The following is a 15,026-nucleotide window of genomic DNA, read 5'->3' as shown; positions in this document are numbered from 1 at the left end:
GATTTAGGGTGAAGAAGTGACCATTTCCCATGCCGGCTGGACCGACGAGCTTGCCCGCGCCCGGCTGCACTTCGTCACCGGCAAGGGCGGGACGGGCAAGACGACGCTGGCCGCCGCGCTCGGCCTCGCGCTCGCCCGCGAAGGCCGCCGCGTGCTGCTCATCGAGGTCGAGGGCCGCCAGGGCATCGCCCAGCTCTTCGACACCGAGCCGCTGCCCTACGCCGAGCAGCGCATCGCGTCCGTCCCGGGTGGCGGGGAGCTGCGCGCGCTGCACATCGACGTCGAAGCCGCGCTGCTCGAGTACTTCGAGATGTTCTACAACCTCGGCTTCGCCGGCCGGACGCTGCGGCGGATGGGCGCGATCGAGTTCGCGACCACGCTCGCGCCGGGCCTGCGTGACGTCCTGCTCACCGGGAAGATCAAGGAGTGCGTCGGCCGGACCGAGTCCGACGGGCGGCACACCTACGACGCCGTCGTCGTCGACTCGCCGCCGACCGGCCGGGTCGTCAAGTTCCTCGACGTCACCAAGGCGCTGACCGACCTCGCGAAGACCGGCCCGATCCGCGGCCAGGCCGACGGTGTCGTCCGCCTGCTGCACTCCGGGGAGACCGCCGTGCACCTGGCCACGCTGCTGGAGGAGATGCCGGTGCGCGAAACCGTCGAGGCCGTGGCCGAGCTGGACGGCGCCGACCTGCGCCCGGGCGCGGTGCTGGTCAACCGGGTCCGGCCGCCGCGGCTGCCCGCCCGTTCGGTGACCGCCGCCGCCGACGGCCGCGTCGACGCGTCCCGCGTCCGCACCGGGCTCGCCTCGGCCGGGCTGAAGCTGCCGCAGGAGACCCTGGACGCGCTGGTCGACGAGACCGTCGAGCACGCCGTGCGGGTCGCCGCCGAGCAGCGGGCCCGCGAGCAGCTCGCCGAGGCCGACCTGCCGACCCTGGAGCTGCCGGACCTGACCGAGGGCGTCGACGTCGCGGCCCTCTACGACCTGGCCGAAGCCCTGACCGACCAGGGGGTGCGGTTGTGACCACCATCGACATCGACGCGCTGCTCGATGCGCCGGAAAGCCGCGTGATCGTCTGCTGCGGCTCCGGTGGCGTCGGCAAGACGACCACGGCCGCGGCGCTGGCCCTGCGCGCGGCCGAGCGCGGCCGCCAGACCGTGGTGCTGACGATCGACCCCGCCCGCCGGCTGGCCCAGGCGCTCGGCCTGCGCGAACTCGGCAACCACCCGCGGCAGGTACAGGTCGAGGGGTTCGAGCCGAAGGGCGAGCTCTGGGCGATGATGCTCGACATGCGCCGCACCTTCGACGACATGGTGCGCGTGCACGCCGGCCCCGAGCGCGCCGAGCAGCTGCTCCAGAACCCCTTCTACCAGACGATCTCCACGTCGTTCTCCGGCACGCAGGAGTACATGGCGATGGAGAAGCTGGGCCAGCTCGCCGCCACCGGCGAGTGGGACCTGATCATCGTGGACACCCCGCCGAGCCGGTCCGCGCTGGACTTCCTCGACGCGCCGACGCGGCTTTCCTCCGCGTTGGACGGCCGGATGATCCGGCTGCTCACCGCCCCGGCGAAGGCCGGCGGCTGGGGCTTGCGCAAGGTCGTCAACGCCGGGTTCTCGATGTTCGCCAAGGCGGTGTCGACGATCATCGGCGGCCAGCTGCTGACCGACGCGTCGGCGTTCATGCAGGCCTTCGACAGCATGTTCGGCGGCTTCCGCGAGCGCGCTCGCAAGACCGCGGAGCTGCTGCGCTCGTCCGGGACGTCGTTCCTGGTGGTGGCCGCGCCGGAGCCGGACGCGCTGCGCGAGGCGTCCTACTTCGTGGAGCGGCTCTCGGCCGAGTCGATGCCGCTGGGCGGGCTGATCGCGAACCGGACGCACCCGGTGCTCGCGAAGCTGTCCGGCGCCGAGGCGCTGGCGGCGGCCGAGGCGCTGCAGGAGGGCGACACGAACTCCCCCCTGGCCGAGGCGGTGCTGCGGCTGCACGCCGACCGCGTCGAGCTGGCGGCGCGCGAGGAACGGCTGCTGGCGCGGTTCACCCGGGCGCACCCGGAGGTGGCGCTGGCGAAGGTGCCGGCACTGGCTGGCGACGTGCACGACCTCGAGGGCCTGCGCGACATCGGCGTGAAGCTCGCGGGCTGAGCCGGCCCGGCTGGGCGGTACGGGCGGCGCGGCAGCAGGACCGCGCCGCCCGCAGCTCGGCTCAGCCGACCGAGACGCGCTCTTCCGCGTCCCTCTTGGCCGCTTCGAGCAGTTCGGCCCAGCTCACCACGTCGGGACGGCGGCGCAGCAGAGCTCGCCGCTCCCGTTCGGTCATGCCGCCCCACACGCCGAAGTTGATCCGGCCGTCGAGCGCTTCGGCGAGGCATTCCGTGCGGACCGGGCAGCCCATGCAGACCGCTTTCGCGCGGTTCTGCTCCGCACCCCGGACGAACAGGCCGTCCGGATCGGCGTCCCGGCAGGACGCGTTGATTCGCCAGCTCGACTGGTTGGTTTCCATACCCCCAGCTCCCTACCCTGGTGATCGACGCACCAGCGGGGAAAGGCACTGCGCTCCTTGCCCCCGCGAGCGTGTCTCCCTCAGCTCACGTCGGTTACCCGGGCACCTCCCCGGTGCCGGTGCCTCCGTTCGGACCAGGCGAGCTCCCACCCGCGTTGATCCATCCGTCGGCTTTTCTTCGTGAGACGTTGACGGACTGTAGGGGCCCTCGGTTCCCCCCGTCGAGACCCAGAATGCCTTCCGTTACCAGTTGTCACCGAAGGGGGGCTGTTTTGTCACTGAATTCACCCCTCCGGAGACACGGCGTCACCGCCGCCTGATCCGTTCCGGGTAGCCTGGCCCTCGTGCGAAAAGCGGATGGTTTGTTCAAGCTCATCGGCCTCTGCCTGCTCGCGGGGGTGCTCGTCGCCGGCATGCTCTTCCCCGTCGTGGGGGCCGCCGGGGTCATGTCCAACCAGGCCAGCGAGACGGTGGAGAAGACCTCCTCCGACCTCGCGGACATCCCGCCACCGCTGGTGACGACGGTCACCGACAGCACCGGCAAGCCGATCGCGACCCTGTACAGCCAGTACCGGCTGCCGATCAACGAGAACCAGATCAACGAGGCCATGAAGTGGGCCCTGGTCTCGGTCGAGGACAAGCGGTTCTACGAGCACCACGGCGTCGACTGGCAGGGCACGCTGCGCGCGGCCGTCAGCAACAGCACCGGCGCCGACACCCAGGGCGCCTCGTCGCTGACCCAGCAGCTCACCAAGAACTACCTGATCAACGTCGTCTACCGGAACGACCCGATCGGCCAGAAGAAGGCCCAGGAGCAGTCGATCTCCCGCAAGCTGAAGGAAGCGCGGATCGCGATCAACCTCGAGACGAAGCTGACCAAGCAGCAGATTCTCGCCAACTACCTCAACATCGTCGAGTTCTCCCGGCAGATCTTCGGGATCGGCGCGGCGGCGCACGCGTACTTCGACACCACTCCGGAGAAGCTCACGGTGCCGCAGGCCGCGCTGCTGGCCGGCCTGGTGAACAACCCGATCAACAACGACCCGTGGAACCACCCGGACAAGGCCACCGCGCGCCGCAACCTGGTGCTCGACCGGATGGTGGACAACAAGAAGCTGGCGAAGGCCGACGCGGACCGCTTCAAGGCCGAGCCGCTGGGCGTGGTCCCGGACAACCCGAAGAAGCCGCCGGCCAACTGCATCGGCGCGGGCCCGGAGGCGGGGTTCTTCTGCCAGTACGTCGAGGACTACCTCCTCAAGGCCGGCGGGATGACGAAGGACCAGCTCTACTCCGGCGGCTACACGATCAAGAGCACGCTGGACGAGCGCGCCAACCACGAGGCGAAGGTCTCGGCGGAGGCGCAGGTCAACAAGACCCAGCCGTACATCGCGAACACGTTGTCGCTGATCAAACCGGGCAAGGACCGGCACGAAGTGGTCGCCTTGGCGGCGAACCGCGACTACGGGCAGAACCAGGACGCGGGCCAGACGACGTATACGCTGCCCGCGGGTGTCTACAACACCGGTGGTGCCGGGTCGACGTTCAAGATCTTCACCACCGCCGCGGCGATGGACAAGGGAATCGCCGGGATCTACTCGCCGATCGACATCCCGGACACCTACGTGTCCCGCGTGTACACCGGCGGTGGCAACAACTGCCCGCAGACCGGGCCACCACAGCGCTCGCGCTGGTACTGCGTCGGCAACGCCGGCGACTACAGCAAGCTCTCCTCCGGCGCGACCATCCAGACGGCGCTGGCGACGTCGCCGAACACCGCGTTCGTCGAACTCGAGGACCGGATCGGCAGCACCGGCCCGGCCATCGACATGGCCCGCCGCTTGGGGCTGCGTGACACGATGGCCAGCAGCGCGGCCGGCCGCGCGCCCGACCCCAACGCGGGCAAGGCCGAGCTGCGCGATCCCCAGTCCAAGTTCTACGGCCCCCAGGACAAGAGCCCCGGGCTGGGCTCGTTCACCCTCGGGGTGAGCCCGGTCAGCGGCCTGGAAATGGGCAACGTGGCCGCCACCATCCTGTCCGGCGGCGTCTGGTGCCCGCCGACGCCGATCGCGGCGGTGACCGACCGCAACGGGCAACCGGTGTCGATCAAGGAAGCCCCGTGTGAGCAGGCGGTGCCGGAAGGCCTGGCGAACACGCTCGCGGTCGGGATGAGCAAGGACGACCAGCCGGGCGGCGGCACGTCGTTCCAGGCGGCGTCCGCGGCGGGCTGGACGCGTCCGCTGATCGGCAAGACCGGCACCACGCAGGCGAACGTCTCGGCGGCCTTCGTGGGTGGTACGCCGCAGATCGCCGGTGCGGCGATGACGTTCAAGTTCGGCGGCGGCCAAGGCGGTATCTGCGACGGCGGCCCCGGCCGGGTCGGTCTGTGCCCCGGCGGCCGCGACGGCAACATCTTCGGTGGGCACGCCCCGGCCCGGACCTGGTTCGGTGCGGTGTCGAAGATCCTGGACGGCCAGCCGGAAGCGCCGCTGCCGCAGCCGGACCCGCAGTACATGGGCGGTCCCGGCCGCTAGGTGCACCCGGCGAGGGGGGGCGGGAGGGGCGACCTCCCGCCCCCCTTCGTCGTTCAGCCGCCGGGCATGGTGGAGAGGATCTGCTCGTTCCACCAGTAGTAGAGCTGGTTCAGCTCGTCGGCGTTCGTCACCTTCGCCGACTTCAGCAGGCCCCCCAGCAGGTTCTGCTTGTCCGTCCACACGAGCATCGCGGGGTCGCCCAGGTAGCACGTCAGGTACTCGCCCGGCACCGGATTGCGTTTCTCCGCGCGGTAGTAGGTGCCCCAGATCTTCGGCACCGTGACCGGACGGCACGCACCCTGGGCGTCGTTGCGGGTCAGTCCCTGCGCCTTCACGATGCCCTGGAAGAACGCTTCCATCGCCGCCGTGTCGGGGAAGCGGAGGAACCGTGCGCCGGTCGGCTGCTTGAGCACCACGTTCCCCGACGCCACATCCCCGACGTTCGAGTCCACGCACTCCACCGCGGCCACCGCGCCCGCGTCCGGCGCCGCATCGGCGCAGGTCGCGTTTCCCTGGTACGCCGAGGGCAGAGCGCCGGACAGCTTGGTGTCGTGCGCCGGCTTCGAATCCGAAGTGGACGGTGCGTCCCTGGAAGTTTCCGTTGCCGGAGCGGAAGTTTCGCCGGTGTTCGAGGGATTCGTCGGCCCCGGCCCGGCCGTCTGGGTCGCTCTGTCCTTCGTCACGACGTACGTGATCACCAGCGCCACCACGACGACTCCCGCCAACGCGGCGCACAGCGCGATCCACCGGTTCCGCTGCGACTTCGCGGCCGGCGGGGCAATCGGCGGCCTGGTGAACGACCCCGTCCGCGGACCCGGGTGCGGCGCCGTGGGGAGCGGCATCGGCCGCGGCGGGGTCATCGGCGCCGGTGCAGCGTGCGGCACGAAGCCCGGCAGCGTCTTCTGCCACGTCGGGACCGGCGGCGCGGGCGCGGTCACCGCCGCGCGGACGGCGTCGGCGAACGCCCCCGCCGTCGGGTAGCGGTCGGCGGGGTTCTTCGCCATGCCGCGCGCCACCACGGCGTCCAACGCCGGCGGCAGGCCCGGCCGCGCCCGGGAGAGCACCGGCGGCGGTGCGGTCAGGTGCGCGCCCATCTGCGCCGCCGCGCCCTCCGCCGGGAACGGGCGGTGCCCGGTGAGGCACTCGAAGAACACGCACGCCAGCGCGTAGACGTCGACGAGACCGGTGATCGGGGCGTCGCCGAAGCGTTCCGGCGCCATGTAGTCGAGGGTGCCGATCACGTTGCCGGTGCCGGTGATCGACGTCCCCTCGGCGGTCATCGACCGCGCGATGCCGAAGTCCACCAGGTACACGAAGTCCGCGCTCGTCACGAGCACGTTCGACGGCTTGACGTCGCGGTGCACCAGGCCGTCCGCGTGGGCGGCGTCGAGCGCGCCCGCGACCTGCGTGACGATCCCGGCGGCCCGCGCCGGGTCGAGCGGCCCGTCCGCCAGGAGCTCCTTGAGGTCGCGGCCCTCGACGAGCCGCATGTCGAGGTACAGGCGGCCGTCGATCTCGCCGTAGGCGTGGATCGGGATGACGTGCGGTTCCCGCAGCCGCGCGACGATCTGCGACTCGCGGCGGAAGCGCGCGCGGAAGGCTTCGTCGGTGACGAACGGCTCGGACAACAGCTTCAGCGCGACTACGCGGTCGTGCGCCGTGTCGTAAGCGCGGTGGACCTCTCCCATACCACCGCGGCCCAGCAGGCCCTCGATCCGGTACGGCCCGAACTGCTCCATCGTTCTCCCCAAGCCCCCCGGCTCGAAACCCGTCGATCGGGCCGACGCAAATGCTATGTGGCAGGTTCCCCGGAACGGCGGCGAAGTCATCCAACTGTTGAGCACGTATCCTGGACTTCGTGAGCACGCTCAGTAACACACGCACGTCGGGGGCGACGGCCGCGCGCCTCGCCGCGGGGACGGTCGCGCTGGGAGCCGCGACCCTCGGTTACGCCGTCGGCATCGAACGGCGCCGCTGGACCCTCCGCACCGCCGAACTCCCGGTGCTGGCGCCCGGGTCCCGGCCGTTCACCATCCTGCACGTCTCGGACCTGCACATGCTGCCCGGCCACCACAGCAAGCAGCGCTGGGTCGCCGCGCTCGACGAGCTGAACCCGGACCTCGTCGTCAACACCGGCGACAACCTCTCGCACCGGACAGCCGTCCCGGCGGTGCTGCGGGCGCTGGGTCCGCTGCTCGACCGGCCCGGCCTGTTCATCTTCGGCAGCAACGACTACTACGCGCCCAAGCCGAAGAACCCGGCCCGCTACCTGATGCCGCGGGGCAAGAAGAAGCGCATCCACGGCGTCCAGCTGCCGTGGCGCGACCTGCGCGCGGCGTTCGTCGAGCACGGCTGGACCGACCTGACCCACGTCCGCCGCACGATCGACGTCGGCGGGCAACGGGTCTTCGCGGCCGGCGTCGACGACCCCCACCTGCGCCGGGACCGCTACGCCGACATCGCGGGCCCGGCCGACAGCGGCGCGGCCGTGCGCCTCGGCGTGACGCACTCGCCGGAGCCGCGGGTACTGGACACGTTCGCCACGGACGGTTACGACCTGGTCCTCGCGGGCCACACCCACGGCGGCCAGCTCCGGCTTCCGGGCTACGGCGCCATCGTCACCAACTGTGACCTGGATCGCAGCCGCGCGCGCGGTGCGTCGAGGTGGGGGGCGCACATGTGGCTGCACGTCTCGGCCGGGTTGGGGACGTCACCGTGGGCGCCGGCGCGGTTCGCGTGCCCGCCGGAAGCGAGCCTGTTGACGCTGGTCCCGCGCGGATCAGGGTCCGTCGAGCCCCGTAAGGCGGCCCGGCGAAAGGCCCATGACACGGTCCGCTAGACTTCTCCACGACCCGTTAAGCAGTACCTCGGGGTGTGGCGCAGCTTGGTAGCGTGCCTCGTTCGGGTCGAGGAGGTCGTGGGTTCGAATCCCGCCACCCCGACGAGTAAGAGCCGGTGTCTTCGGACACCGGCTCTTCTGGTTTCAGGGTCTGGTCGCCGTCACCTCGACCCAGCACTGGCTGAAGTCGCCGTCGCCACTGCGGACCCACGTCAGTGCCGAGCGAGCCGCACTCGCCAGCTGGTCGCGATCGCGGCCGAACTGCGGGTCCGCCACCGCCTCGCTCAGCCGGGACTCCACGTACTGCGCCAGACCCCGGTACGTCATGTCCTCGCGGTAGCGGGCGCGCGCCACCACCTCCGTGAAGCCCGCCGCCGCGCACAGCTCCGCCATCTTGCCGCCCGCGAACGGGTCGCCGCCCGCCCGTCGGCGCAGCAGGTGGTGCCCGCGCAGAGCGGCGTCGACGTTCGCCGTCTTCGGGCGGAGGCGGGCCTTGCTCCAGTCCGATGTGGACAAGGCCAGCCGGCCGCCGGGGCGGAGCACCCGGTGCAGCTCCGCCAGTGCGTCCCGCGGGGCGGCCAGGTGCTCGAACAGCGCATGGGAAAACGCCACGTCCACGCTGCCGTCCGCGAACGGCAGGTCGTACGCCGACGCCACCAGGAAGTCCACTGTGGAGCGTCCGGCGCGGCGGGCCGCGTCCCGGGCCATCGCCACCTGGCCCGCGTCGCGGTCGACGCCCGTCACCCGGGCCTCCGCGGCCAGGCCCAGGGTGATCGAGCCGGGGCCGCAGCCGAGGTCGACCACCCACATCCCCGGCCGGAACAGGGGCTGGGCGAACGTCGCGCGCTCCGCCGCCGTGCGCGCGGACATCATCGACACCGCGTCTCGCCCGTAGCCCGGCGCGTAACCCTCCAGCACCCCGCACACAGTACGGCCAGAAGGTGGCAGGATCGAGGGGTGAGCACGCAGTCAGCCAAGCAATTCCCGCCCGCGGTGGTCCCGGACCGGCTGTTCGACGACGCCGAAGCCGAAGCCCGCTGGCGCGCCCGCTTCCACGCCCCGCGCATCTCCGTGCCCGAGTGGGCCCGCGACGCCTCCGAAGCCAATGTTTACGTCTCCAACGCCAGCGGCGTCTGGGAGGTTTACGCCTGGAACCGCGCGACGGACGAGCACCGCCGCGTCACCGACCGGCCCAACGGCACCCTGCACTCGACGCCGTCCCCGGACGGCGAGTGGATCTGGTGGTTCGACGACACCGACGGCGACGAGTTCGGTTCCTGGGTCCGCGAGCCGTTCGCCGCGACCGAGGGCAGCAAGCCGGAGAAGGCCGTGCCGGACGTCCACGACGGCTACCCGGCCGGCCTCGAGATCGGCACGCGCCTGGTCGCGATCGGCGTCTCGACCGACGACGGCAGCGAGCTGTTCGCCCGGATCGGCGGCGAGACGCGCCGCTTCTACAGCCACCCGGACGACGCCGGCATCGCGTCCCTGTCCCGCGACGAGAGCCTGATCGCCATCTCGCACTCCGAGCACGGCGATTCGCGCCACCCGGCGCTGCGGGTGCTCGCGACCGACGGGTTCGGGACGGTCGCCGAGCTGTGGGACGGCGAGGGCAAGGGCCTCTCCGCGCTGGAGTTCTCGCCGCTGCCCGGCGACCAGCGCCTGCTGGTGCTGCACGAACGCCGAGGTCGCGAGGAGCTGCTGGTCTGGGACGTCCGGGCCGGCACCGAAACCGAAATCGAGCTGGACCTGCCCGGCGAGGTCGTCGCGGGCTGGTACCCGGACGCGCGTGCCCTGCTCGTGGTCCACTTCCACGAGGGCCGCAGTTCGTTGTACCGCTACGACCTTGACACGGCCGAACTATCCTCAGTGGACACTCCGGCCGGCCGGATCGGCGGCGCGGGCGTCCGCCCGGACGGCACGGTCGAGTACTCGTGGTCCAGCGCCGCCGAGCCGACCGCCGTGCGCGCGCGGACCACCGACGGCACCGACGCGATCCTGCTCGAGCCGCCGGGCGAGCGGGCGCCGGGGTCGGAGCCGGTGACCGACGCGTTCGTCGAAGGCGTCGGCGGCCGGATCCACGCGCTCGTCTCCCGGCCTTCGGGCGCGCCGGACGGTCCGCTGCCCACGGTGTTCTCCCTGCACGGCGGCCCGCACGCGGCGGACGAGGACCGCTTCTCCGCCTACCGCGCGACCTGGCTCGACGCCGGGTTCGCCGTGGTCGAGGTCAACTACCGCGGCTCGACCGGGTACGGCTCGGCCTGGCGCGACGCCATCGAGGGCCGGCCCGGCCTGACCGAGCTGGAAGACGTCGCCGCGGTCCACGACTGGGCCATCCAAAGTGGACTCGCCGACCCGGCGAAGTGCGTCGTGAACGGCGCTTCGTGGGGCGGCTACCTGTCCCTGCTCGCGCTCGGCACGCAGCCGTCGCGGTGGGCGGCGGGCGTCGCCGGGGTGCCGGTGGCGGACTACGTCGCCGCGTACGAGGACGAGATGGAGCAGCTGCGCTCGTTCGACCGCGCGCTCTTCGGCGGCTCGCCGGAGGACGTGCCCGCGGTGTACCGGGAGTGCTCGCCGATCACGTACGTCGACGCCGTGACGGCGCCGGTGCTCGTGCTGGCGGGCGACAACGACCCGCGTTGCCCGATCCGCCAGATCGAGAACTACCTCGACCGGCTCGGCGGCCGCGACCTGCACCACGAGTTCTACCGCTACGACGCGGGGCACGGCTCGCTGGTGATCGCCGAGACGATCAAGCAGACGTCGATCGAGGTCCACTTCGCGCTGCGGGCCCTCGGCCTGCGCTGACGCACCCGCCGGGAGACCTGCCCGGTCTCCCGGCGGCTCAGCGTTCGGAGTGCAGGACGCCGCCGGTGGCCCAGTGGTCGGCACCGATCTCGACGAGCGTCACCTGGACACCTTCGGGCTTGCCGCCGCAGGTGCGGATGAAGGCGTCGGTCAGCTCCCGGACCAGGGCGCTCTTCTGGGCCGGCGTACGGCCGGGGAACATGGCAACGCTGATCATCGGCATGGCGGCTCCTGCGGGTAGGCGACGCCCGGAAGCTAGCACCACGCCGGGATGGCGGCCGCGTACTGGGGTACGAGCCGCGCGCCCAGCGACGCCTTCATCTCGGCCATCTTCTTCCCGAACACCAGGGACGTGCGTCCGTTCTCGATCGCCCAGCGCACCGCTTCGCCGTAGAAGTGGAAGTACAGGTTGGGCCGGCCGCCGTCCTCCGGCCGGAGCGCACCCCAGTGCCGGGCGATCGGGTGCGCCGGGTGGTCGAACAACGTCGCCAGGGCGATCAGCCGGCCGGTGCGCGTGTCCCGGTATTCGATCACCGCGACGTCGGGCTGGCGCAGCAGCGCCGTCAGGTAACCGGTGAAGTGCGGCAGCGGCACGATCGGCACGTCGCGGTGCTTGCGCTCGTTCACCCGGAGGACCTCCGCGACGGCGACCGGATCGGCGTCCTTCCCCGGCACGAGCCGCACCTCGACCGACGGATCGGCGTCGAAGGTGCGGAAGATCTTGCGCAGGTTCTGCTTCCGCTTCCGGGCCAGGGAGTTCATCCAGTCGTCGCGGGAGCCGAAGTCCGTGATGTCGAGCACGGCGATGTCCTCGGTCCGCCGAACCAGCCGGAACCGGCCGGAGACGGCGTCCTGCCCCGCCTCCCCGACCTGCCGCAGCAGCAGCCCGCCGAACCCCGGCCCGAGCGCGGCCCGCATCGCCGGGACGTACGTTTCGAGCAGCCGCCGCACGCCGCCGTCGGCGTCGTCGTCCGCGAACCACCAGCCGGGTTGGGAGCTCGCGCCGGGCCCCCGGACGTCGAGACCGCCCACGCGGCCCCGGCCCGCACCCGCGAAGCGGTTCCGCCGGGTGCGGCCGGTCACCCACGCGGCGCTGACCACCCCGCACGGCCGGTCCCCGTCCCGGAACACGGTGATCGGCTGCGGGGTCCGCGCGGCCCAGGCCTGGGTGACAAGGACCTCCCAGCTCCAGTCCGCCCGGAGCCCGGCTCGCTCGCGCAACGCCGTCCAGTACGCCGGTTCCGGGTCGTGGCGCGGGTCGAGGACGTCGATCATCGGCCCAGCACCGGCCGGGGCACGGCCACCGAGAACAGGCTCCGCGTGCCGAAGCCCAACGCGGACTTCTCGGGCAGCATGGCCCGGCCCGCGGTCAGCTCCGGCCGGCGGGCGGCGATCATGTGCGCCACGCACTTCGCGTAACAGTCGACATAGAGACCCTTCCGCCCACCGGCCGCGCTCGGCCGCGCCGCCCAGTGGTGGACCGCGCAGCCGCTCTCGTGGTCGATCATCGTGTTGAAGCCGAGCAGCCGCCCGGCGCCGTCGCGGTAGGTGCGGGTCAGCACGTCCGGCCGCCGGACGAGCGCGTCGAGGTACCCGGACGCGATCGGGCTGCGGGTGTCCAGGTGCAACCCGCCGACACGCGAGCGCTGGCCACCCGCCCACGCGCGTTCGTCCTGCCGGGCGCGGTGGGCGTTGAGGAGCACCGCCAGCTCGTGCGGGTCGAGGTCGGTGCGCCCGAACGCCGCTTCGGTGGCGACGTCGGCGTGCAGGTACCGCCGGACCTCGGGGCTCAGCGACGCCTCCCACTCGGCCGGCGTGGCATACGTGTTGCGCAGCACGGCGGCCGGATCGATCTCGCGGCTGATCCGGCCGCGGCCCGCCAGCGCCGGCACCAGCTCCGGGTTCATCGCCCGGTAGACCACCCCGAGCAGGCCGGCTCCGACGTACTGCCGCAGTGCCCGTTCGAACTCGCGGATCGCCTCGCGCCGCGAAGGCGCATCGACGTCGTCATCGAAGACGCACGCGGGATAGCCGCTCAGCAGCGGGAGGTAGACCTCGGCCCAGCGCAGCGGGAACCGGCCACCGGACACCGGCGCGAACTCCCGCGAACCCCAGCCGCGGCACACCATCACCGACAGCGCGCCGACGACCCGGGCGCCCCGCCGGACGACCGCGAGCACCGGCGGGTTCTTCGCCAGCCACGCCTCGCGGCGCAGCAGCTCGTAATCCCACACGGGCGGCAGGCAGCGGCCGCGGAAGCCGGCCCACCCCTCGGGCGGCGGATCGGTCCGGGGGTCGTGGACGTCCACGACCGACGTCGTCGAAGCGGGAGCCGTCACCGGCCGAGCACCGGCCTCGGTGCCGCGGCCGCGTACAGCTTGCGCGGCAGGAACCCCAGCTCCTCCTTGAGCTCGTTCATCCCGCGGCCCGCCGACAGCTCCTTCGCCCCGCGCTGCGTCATGAACCGCACCGCGCGGACGTAGGAATCGAAGTACAGGCCCGAACCCCGGCCGCGCTCGTCCAGCGGCAGCGCCGCCCAGTGCTGCATGCAGGGGCTGTCCGGGTGGTCGAGCAGGGTGTTCACCGCGAGCAGCCGGCCGCTGGGGTCGGCGTAGGTGAGCGTGTGCACGTCCGGCCGCCGGACGAACCGGTGCAGGAAGCCCGCCGACGGGACCGTGCGCGTGTCCAGCGGCAGCTTCCCGTAGCGCTCCCGGTGCGCCTTGACCAAGGCGGCGACCTCGGCGCCGTCGACGTCGTCGCGGCCGGGGCCCCCGCGGACGACCAGCTCCGGGTCTTCGGCTATCCGGCGGCGCCGCCGTCGCAGACTGGAGCGCCGGGCACCGGGGAGCGTCTTGAGCCAGTCCTCTTCGGACTCGAACCGGTTCTCCAGCACGGCCGTGGGCTGCGCGAGCCGGACCAGGCGACCCCGGCCCGCCGTGTGCCCCGCGAACTCCTCGTCGATCGCGCGGTACAGGACGCCGAGCAGGCCGGCCCCGAGGTGGCGCCGCAGCGCCCGTTCGAACTCCCGGAGCAGCGCGGCCCGGTCGCCCGCCGGGAAGCCCGGTGCGAACACGATGCCCGGGTAGCCGCTCAGCCACGGCAGGAACACCTCGGCCCAGAACGGCCGCAGCGATCGCCGTCCCGGCGCGGGCGCGAACCGCGGAGCCACCCGCGGGTAGCAGACCAGGACGGACAGCCCGGCCACGACCTCGCCGCCGTCCGTCGCGACGGCGATCCGCTGCGGGTTGCGCGCGCCCCACGCTTCGAGGCCCAGCAGCTCGTAGTCCCAGACCGGGTGCAGCCGTGCGGTCCGGAAGAAGTCCGCCCAGCCCGCGGGGGCCGGGTCCACGCGGGGATCGTGGAACTCGAACCTCATGTGAGGACGACCGGGGTGCCGTGGCGCGGGCAGGGAGCGATCTCGCCGCGCACCCCGCCGGCCGGGAGGATGTCCACGAACCGCGGGGAATCCTGGCGCAGCAAGGTGAAGGCGAGCCCGCCGTCCGTCGGCCGGGCGTAGACGTGCGGCCAGTCGAGGTGCCAGCGACCGCAGTTCCCCAGTGCGCCGAGGTACCCGAGCACCGGGTCGTGCAGCACGCCGTAGGGACCGCTGTCCAGCGAGTCGAGTTCGCGGTGCGGCACGGCCTCGACGCGGTCGTCCCCGGGGAACGCGGCGATGGCCTTGTCGTCACCGACCACGAGCACGCGGTGCCCCCGGTGCAGGGCGGCCGTCAGCTCGCGAAGCACCGACGCGTTCGGCCCGTCCGGGTCCGCGACGCAGCCGCGCACCCCCTTCGGCAGGTCGGCCGGCGGCCGCAGGTCGTCCGGTCCGAGCAGGACGACCAGGCTGCCGGGCCCGGGAGCCCGTGCCGTCCGCAGCACCCGGCCGAGCCCGCGCACGGGATCGGGCCGGGACGCGCCGCCGGCGAGCGGGACGAGGTCGACGAGTTTGTGCACGGCTTCCGCGAGGGGCGCCGCGCCACCGTTCGTCCCGGTGCGACCGGGCACGACGACCGGGTCCTCCCGGCCGTCGAGCGCCCAGCGCTCGCGGTAGAACGGCACTGTGGCGAACGCCGACCGCACCGCCCGCCGATAGGCGGCACGCCACACCAAGGACACCCCCGGATTCCCCATGGCGCAGGAGTCTGAGCCATCCGGTCGGGTTTGGGAAGCAACTTCGCGGAAGAACAGACCGAATGCCCTAAAGTCGCGACTTCCTCCCTGGGCTGAAAGGAGGAATTCCCGCCGAAGCCGTCCCCAAGCGGATGCTTTTCTGCTTATAACTCGCAGGTCGCACAGACAGGCAAGCCGCCTTACCGGATCCACTGGGGGATTCATGAGTAGTAATACC

At 72.2% G+C, this 15,026-nt stretch carries 13 protein-coding genes and 1 tRNA gene; 6 read left to right on the top strand and 8 right to left on the bottom strand.

All coding sequences use genetic code 11. The features are described 5' to 3' along the window. Positions 1 to 16 precede the first annotated feature (16 nt). Positions 17 to 1,024: an ArsA-related P-loop ATPase gene (locus tag AB0F52_RS36400; protein ID WP_285987041.1), complete on the top strand. Its 1,008-nt coding sequence runs from the start codon at positions 17 to 19 to the stop codon at positions 1,022 to 1,024. Further along, positions 1,021 to 2,142, top strand: coding sequence for an ArsA family ATPase (locus AB0F52_RS36395; protein ID WP_360180786.1), 1,122 nt, complete (start codon positions 1,021 to 1,023; stop codon positions 2,140 to 2,142). Before AB0F52_RS36400 ends, AB0F52_RS36395 begins: the two co-directional genes overlap by 4 nt. A 61-nt stretch (positions 2,143 to 2,203) precedes the next feature. Here AB0F52_RS36395 and AB0F52_RS36390 read toward each other — a convergent pair whose 3' ends face one another. Continuing rightward, entirely contained in the window at positions 2,204 to 2,500 is a 297-nt protein-coding gene (locus AB0F52_RS36390) for a WhiB family transcriptional regulator (protein WP_103340124.1), read from the bottom strand. A gap of 344 nt (positions 2,501 to 2,844) precedes the next feature. Here AB0F52_RS36390 and AB0F52_RS36385 point away from each other — a divergent pair, with 344 nt between their 5' ends. Next, positions 2,845 to 5,031, top strand: a complete 2,187-nt coding sequence (locus AB0F52_RS36385; protein WP_360180784.1) for a transglycosylase domain-containing protein — start codon at positions 2,845 to 2,847, stop codon at positions 5,029 to 5,031. A 53-nt stretch (positions 5,032 to 5,084) separates the two neighbouring features. Here AB0F52_RS36385 and AB0F52_RS36380 read toward each other — a convergent pair whose 3' ends face one another. Then, positions 5,085 to 6,770 carry a protein kinase gene (locus AB0F52_RS36380; RefSeq protein ID WP_360180782.1) on the bottom strand — a complete coding sequence of 562 codons (1,686 nt, stop codon included), beginning with the start codon at positions 6,768 to 6,770 and terminating at the stop codon, positions 5,085 to 5,087. Positions 6,771 to 6,889: 119 nt separating this feature from the next. Between AB0F52_RS36380 and AB0F52_RS36375 the strand changes: the two genes are divergently transcribed. Together AB0F52_RS36375 and AB0F52_RS36370 are read left to right on the top strand one after the other, a co-directional pair. Next, the gene (locus AB0F52_RS36375) at positions 6,890 to 7,870 is read left to right on the top strand and encodes a metallophosphoesterase (protein WP_360180780.1); all 981 of its coding nucleotides are present in this window, start codon (positions 6,890 to 6,892) and stop codon (positions 7,868 to 7,870) included. A gap of 29 nt (positions 7,871 to 7,899) precedes the next feature. Then, positions 7,900 to 7,973: transfer RNA gene (locus tag AB0F52_RS36370), tRNA-Pro, on the top strand. A 41-nt stretch (positions 7,974 to 8,014) separates the two neighbouring features. Here the strand turns inward: AB0F52_RS36370 and AB0F52_RS36365 are convergent. Continuing rightward, positions 8,015 to 8,788: a methyltransferase domain-containing protein gene (locus AB0F52_RS36365; protein WP_360180778.1), complete on the bottom strand. Its 774-nt coding sequence runs from the start codon at positions 8,786 to 8,788 to the stop codon at positions 8,015 to 8,017. 39 nt (positions 8,789 to 8,827) lie between these two features. Between AB0F52_RS36365 and AB0F52_RS36360 the strand changes: the two genes are divergently transcribed. Next, entirely contained in the window at positions 8,828 to 10,678 is a 1,851-nt protein-coding gene (locus AB0F52_RS36360; protein ID WP_360180776.1) for a prolyl oligopeptidase family serine peptidase, read from the top strand. Positions 10,679 to 10,715: 37 nt separating this feature from the next. On the opposite strand, the gene AB0F52_RS36355 is transcribed toward AB0F52_RS36360, so the two are convergent. The 5 genes from AB0F52_RS36355 to AB0F52_RS36335 are packed head-to-tail and all read right to left on the bottom strand — an operon-like array spanning position 10,716 to position 14,758. Then, on the bottom strand, positions 10,716 to 10,901 hold the full coding sequence (locus tag AB0F52_RS36355) for a tautomerase family protein (RefSeq protein ID WP_176174273.1): 186 nt from the start codon (positions 10,899 to 10,901) through the stop codon (positions 10,716 to 10,718). A gap of 32 nt (positions 10,902 to 10,933) precedes the next feature. Continuing rightward, positions 10,934 to 11,953 carry a GNAT family N-acetyltransferase gene (locus AB0F52_RS36350; RefSeq protein WP_360180774.1) on the bottom strand — a complete coding sequence of 340 codons (1,020 nt, stop codon included), beginning with the start codon at positions 11,951 to 11,953 and terminating at the stop codon, positions 10,934 to 10,936. Beyond that, entirely contained in the window at positions 11,950 to 12,987 is a 1,038-nt protein-coding gene (locus tag AB0F52_RS36345; protein WP_360181127.1) for a hypothetical protein, read from the bottom strand. Before AB0F52_RS36345 ends, AB0F52_RS36350 begins: the two co-directional genes overlap by 4 nt. A 26-nt stretch (positions 12,988 to 13,013) precedes the next feature. After that, positions 13,014 to 14,054: a GNAT family N-acetyltransferase gene (locus AB0F52_RS36340; protein WP_360180773.1), complete on the bottom strand. Its 1,041-nt coding sequence runs from the start codon at positions 14,052 to 14,054 to the stop codon at positions 13,014 to 13,016. Beyond that, positions 14,051 to 14,758 carry a hypothetical protein gene (locus tag AB0F52_RS36335; protein WP_360181124.1) on the bottom strand — a complete coding sequence of 236 codons (708 nt, stop codon included), beginning with the start codon at positions 14,756 to 14,758 and terminating at the stop codon, positions 14,051 to 14,053. The genes AB0F52_RS36340 and AB0F52_RS36335 overlap by 4 nt, the downstream gene beginning before the upstream one ends. Between the last annotated feature and the right edge of the window lie 268 nt (positions 14,759 to 15,026).

It is taken from the genome of Amycolatopsis sp. NPDC024027 (assembly GCF_040638975.1).
Taxonomy (GTDB): Bacteria; Actinomycetota; Actinomycetes; order Mycobacteriales; family Pseudonocardiaceae; genus Amycolatopsis.
Note: the sequence above shows the minus strand (reverse complement) of the source record. Positions and strands in the feature narration are given on the sequence as shown.

Excerpts from the sequence above, each read along its gene's own strand:
- AB0F52_RS36390 (WP_103340124.1), bottom strand. The coding sequence starts at position 2,500 with ATGGAAACCAACCAGTCGAGCTGGCGAATCAACGCGTCCTGCCGGGAC.
- AB0F52_RS36380 (WP_360180782.1), bottom strand. The coding sequence starts at position 6,770 with ATGGAGCAGTTCGGGCCGTACCGGATCGAGGGCCTGCTGGGCCGCGGT.
- AB0F52_RS36355 (WP_176174273.1), bottom strand. The coding sequence starts at position 10,901 with ATGCCGATGATCAGCGTTGCCATGTTCCCCGGCCGTACGCCGGCCCAG.
- AB0F52_RS36350 (WP_360180774.1), bottom strand. The coding sequence starts at position 11,953 with ATGATCGACGTCCTCGACCCGCGCCACGACCCGGAACCGGCGTACTGG.
- AB0F52_RS36340 (WP_360180773.1), bottom strand. The coding sequence starts at position 14,054 with ATGAGGTTCGAGTTCCACGATCCCCGCGTGGACCCGGCCCCCGCGGGC.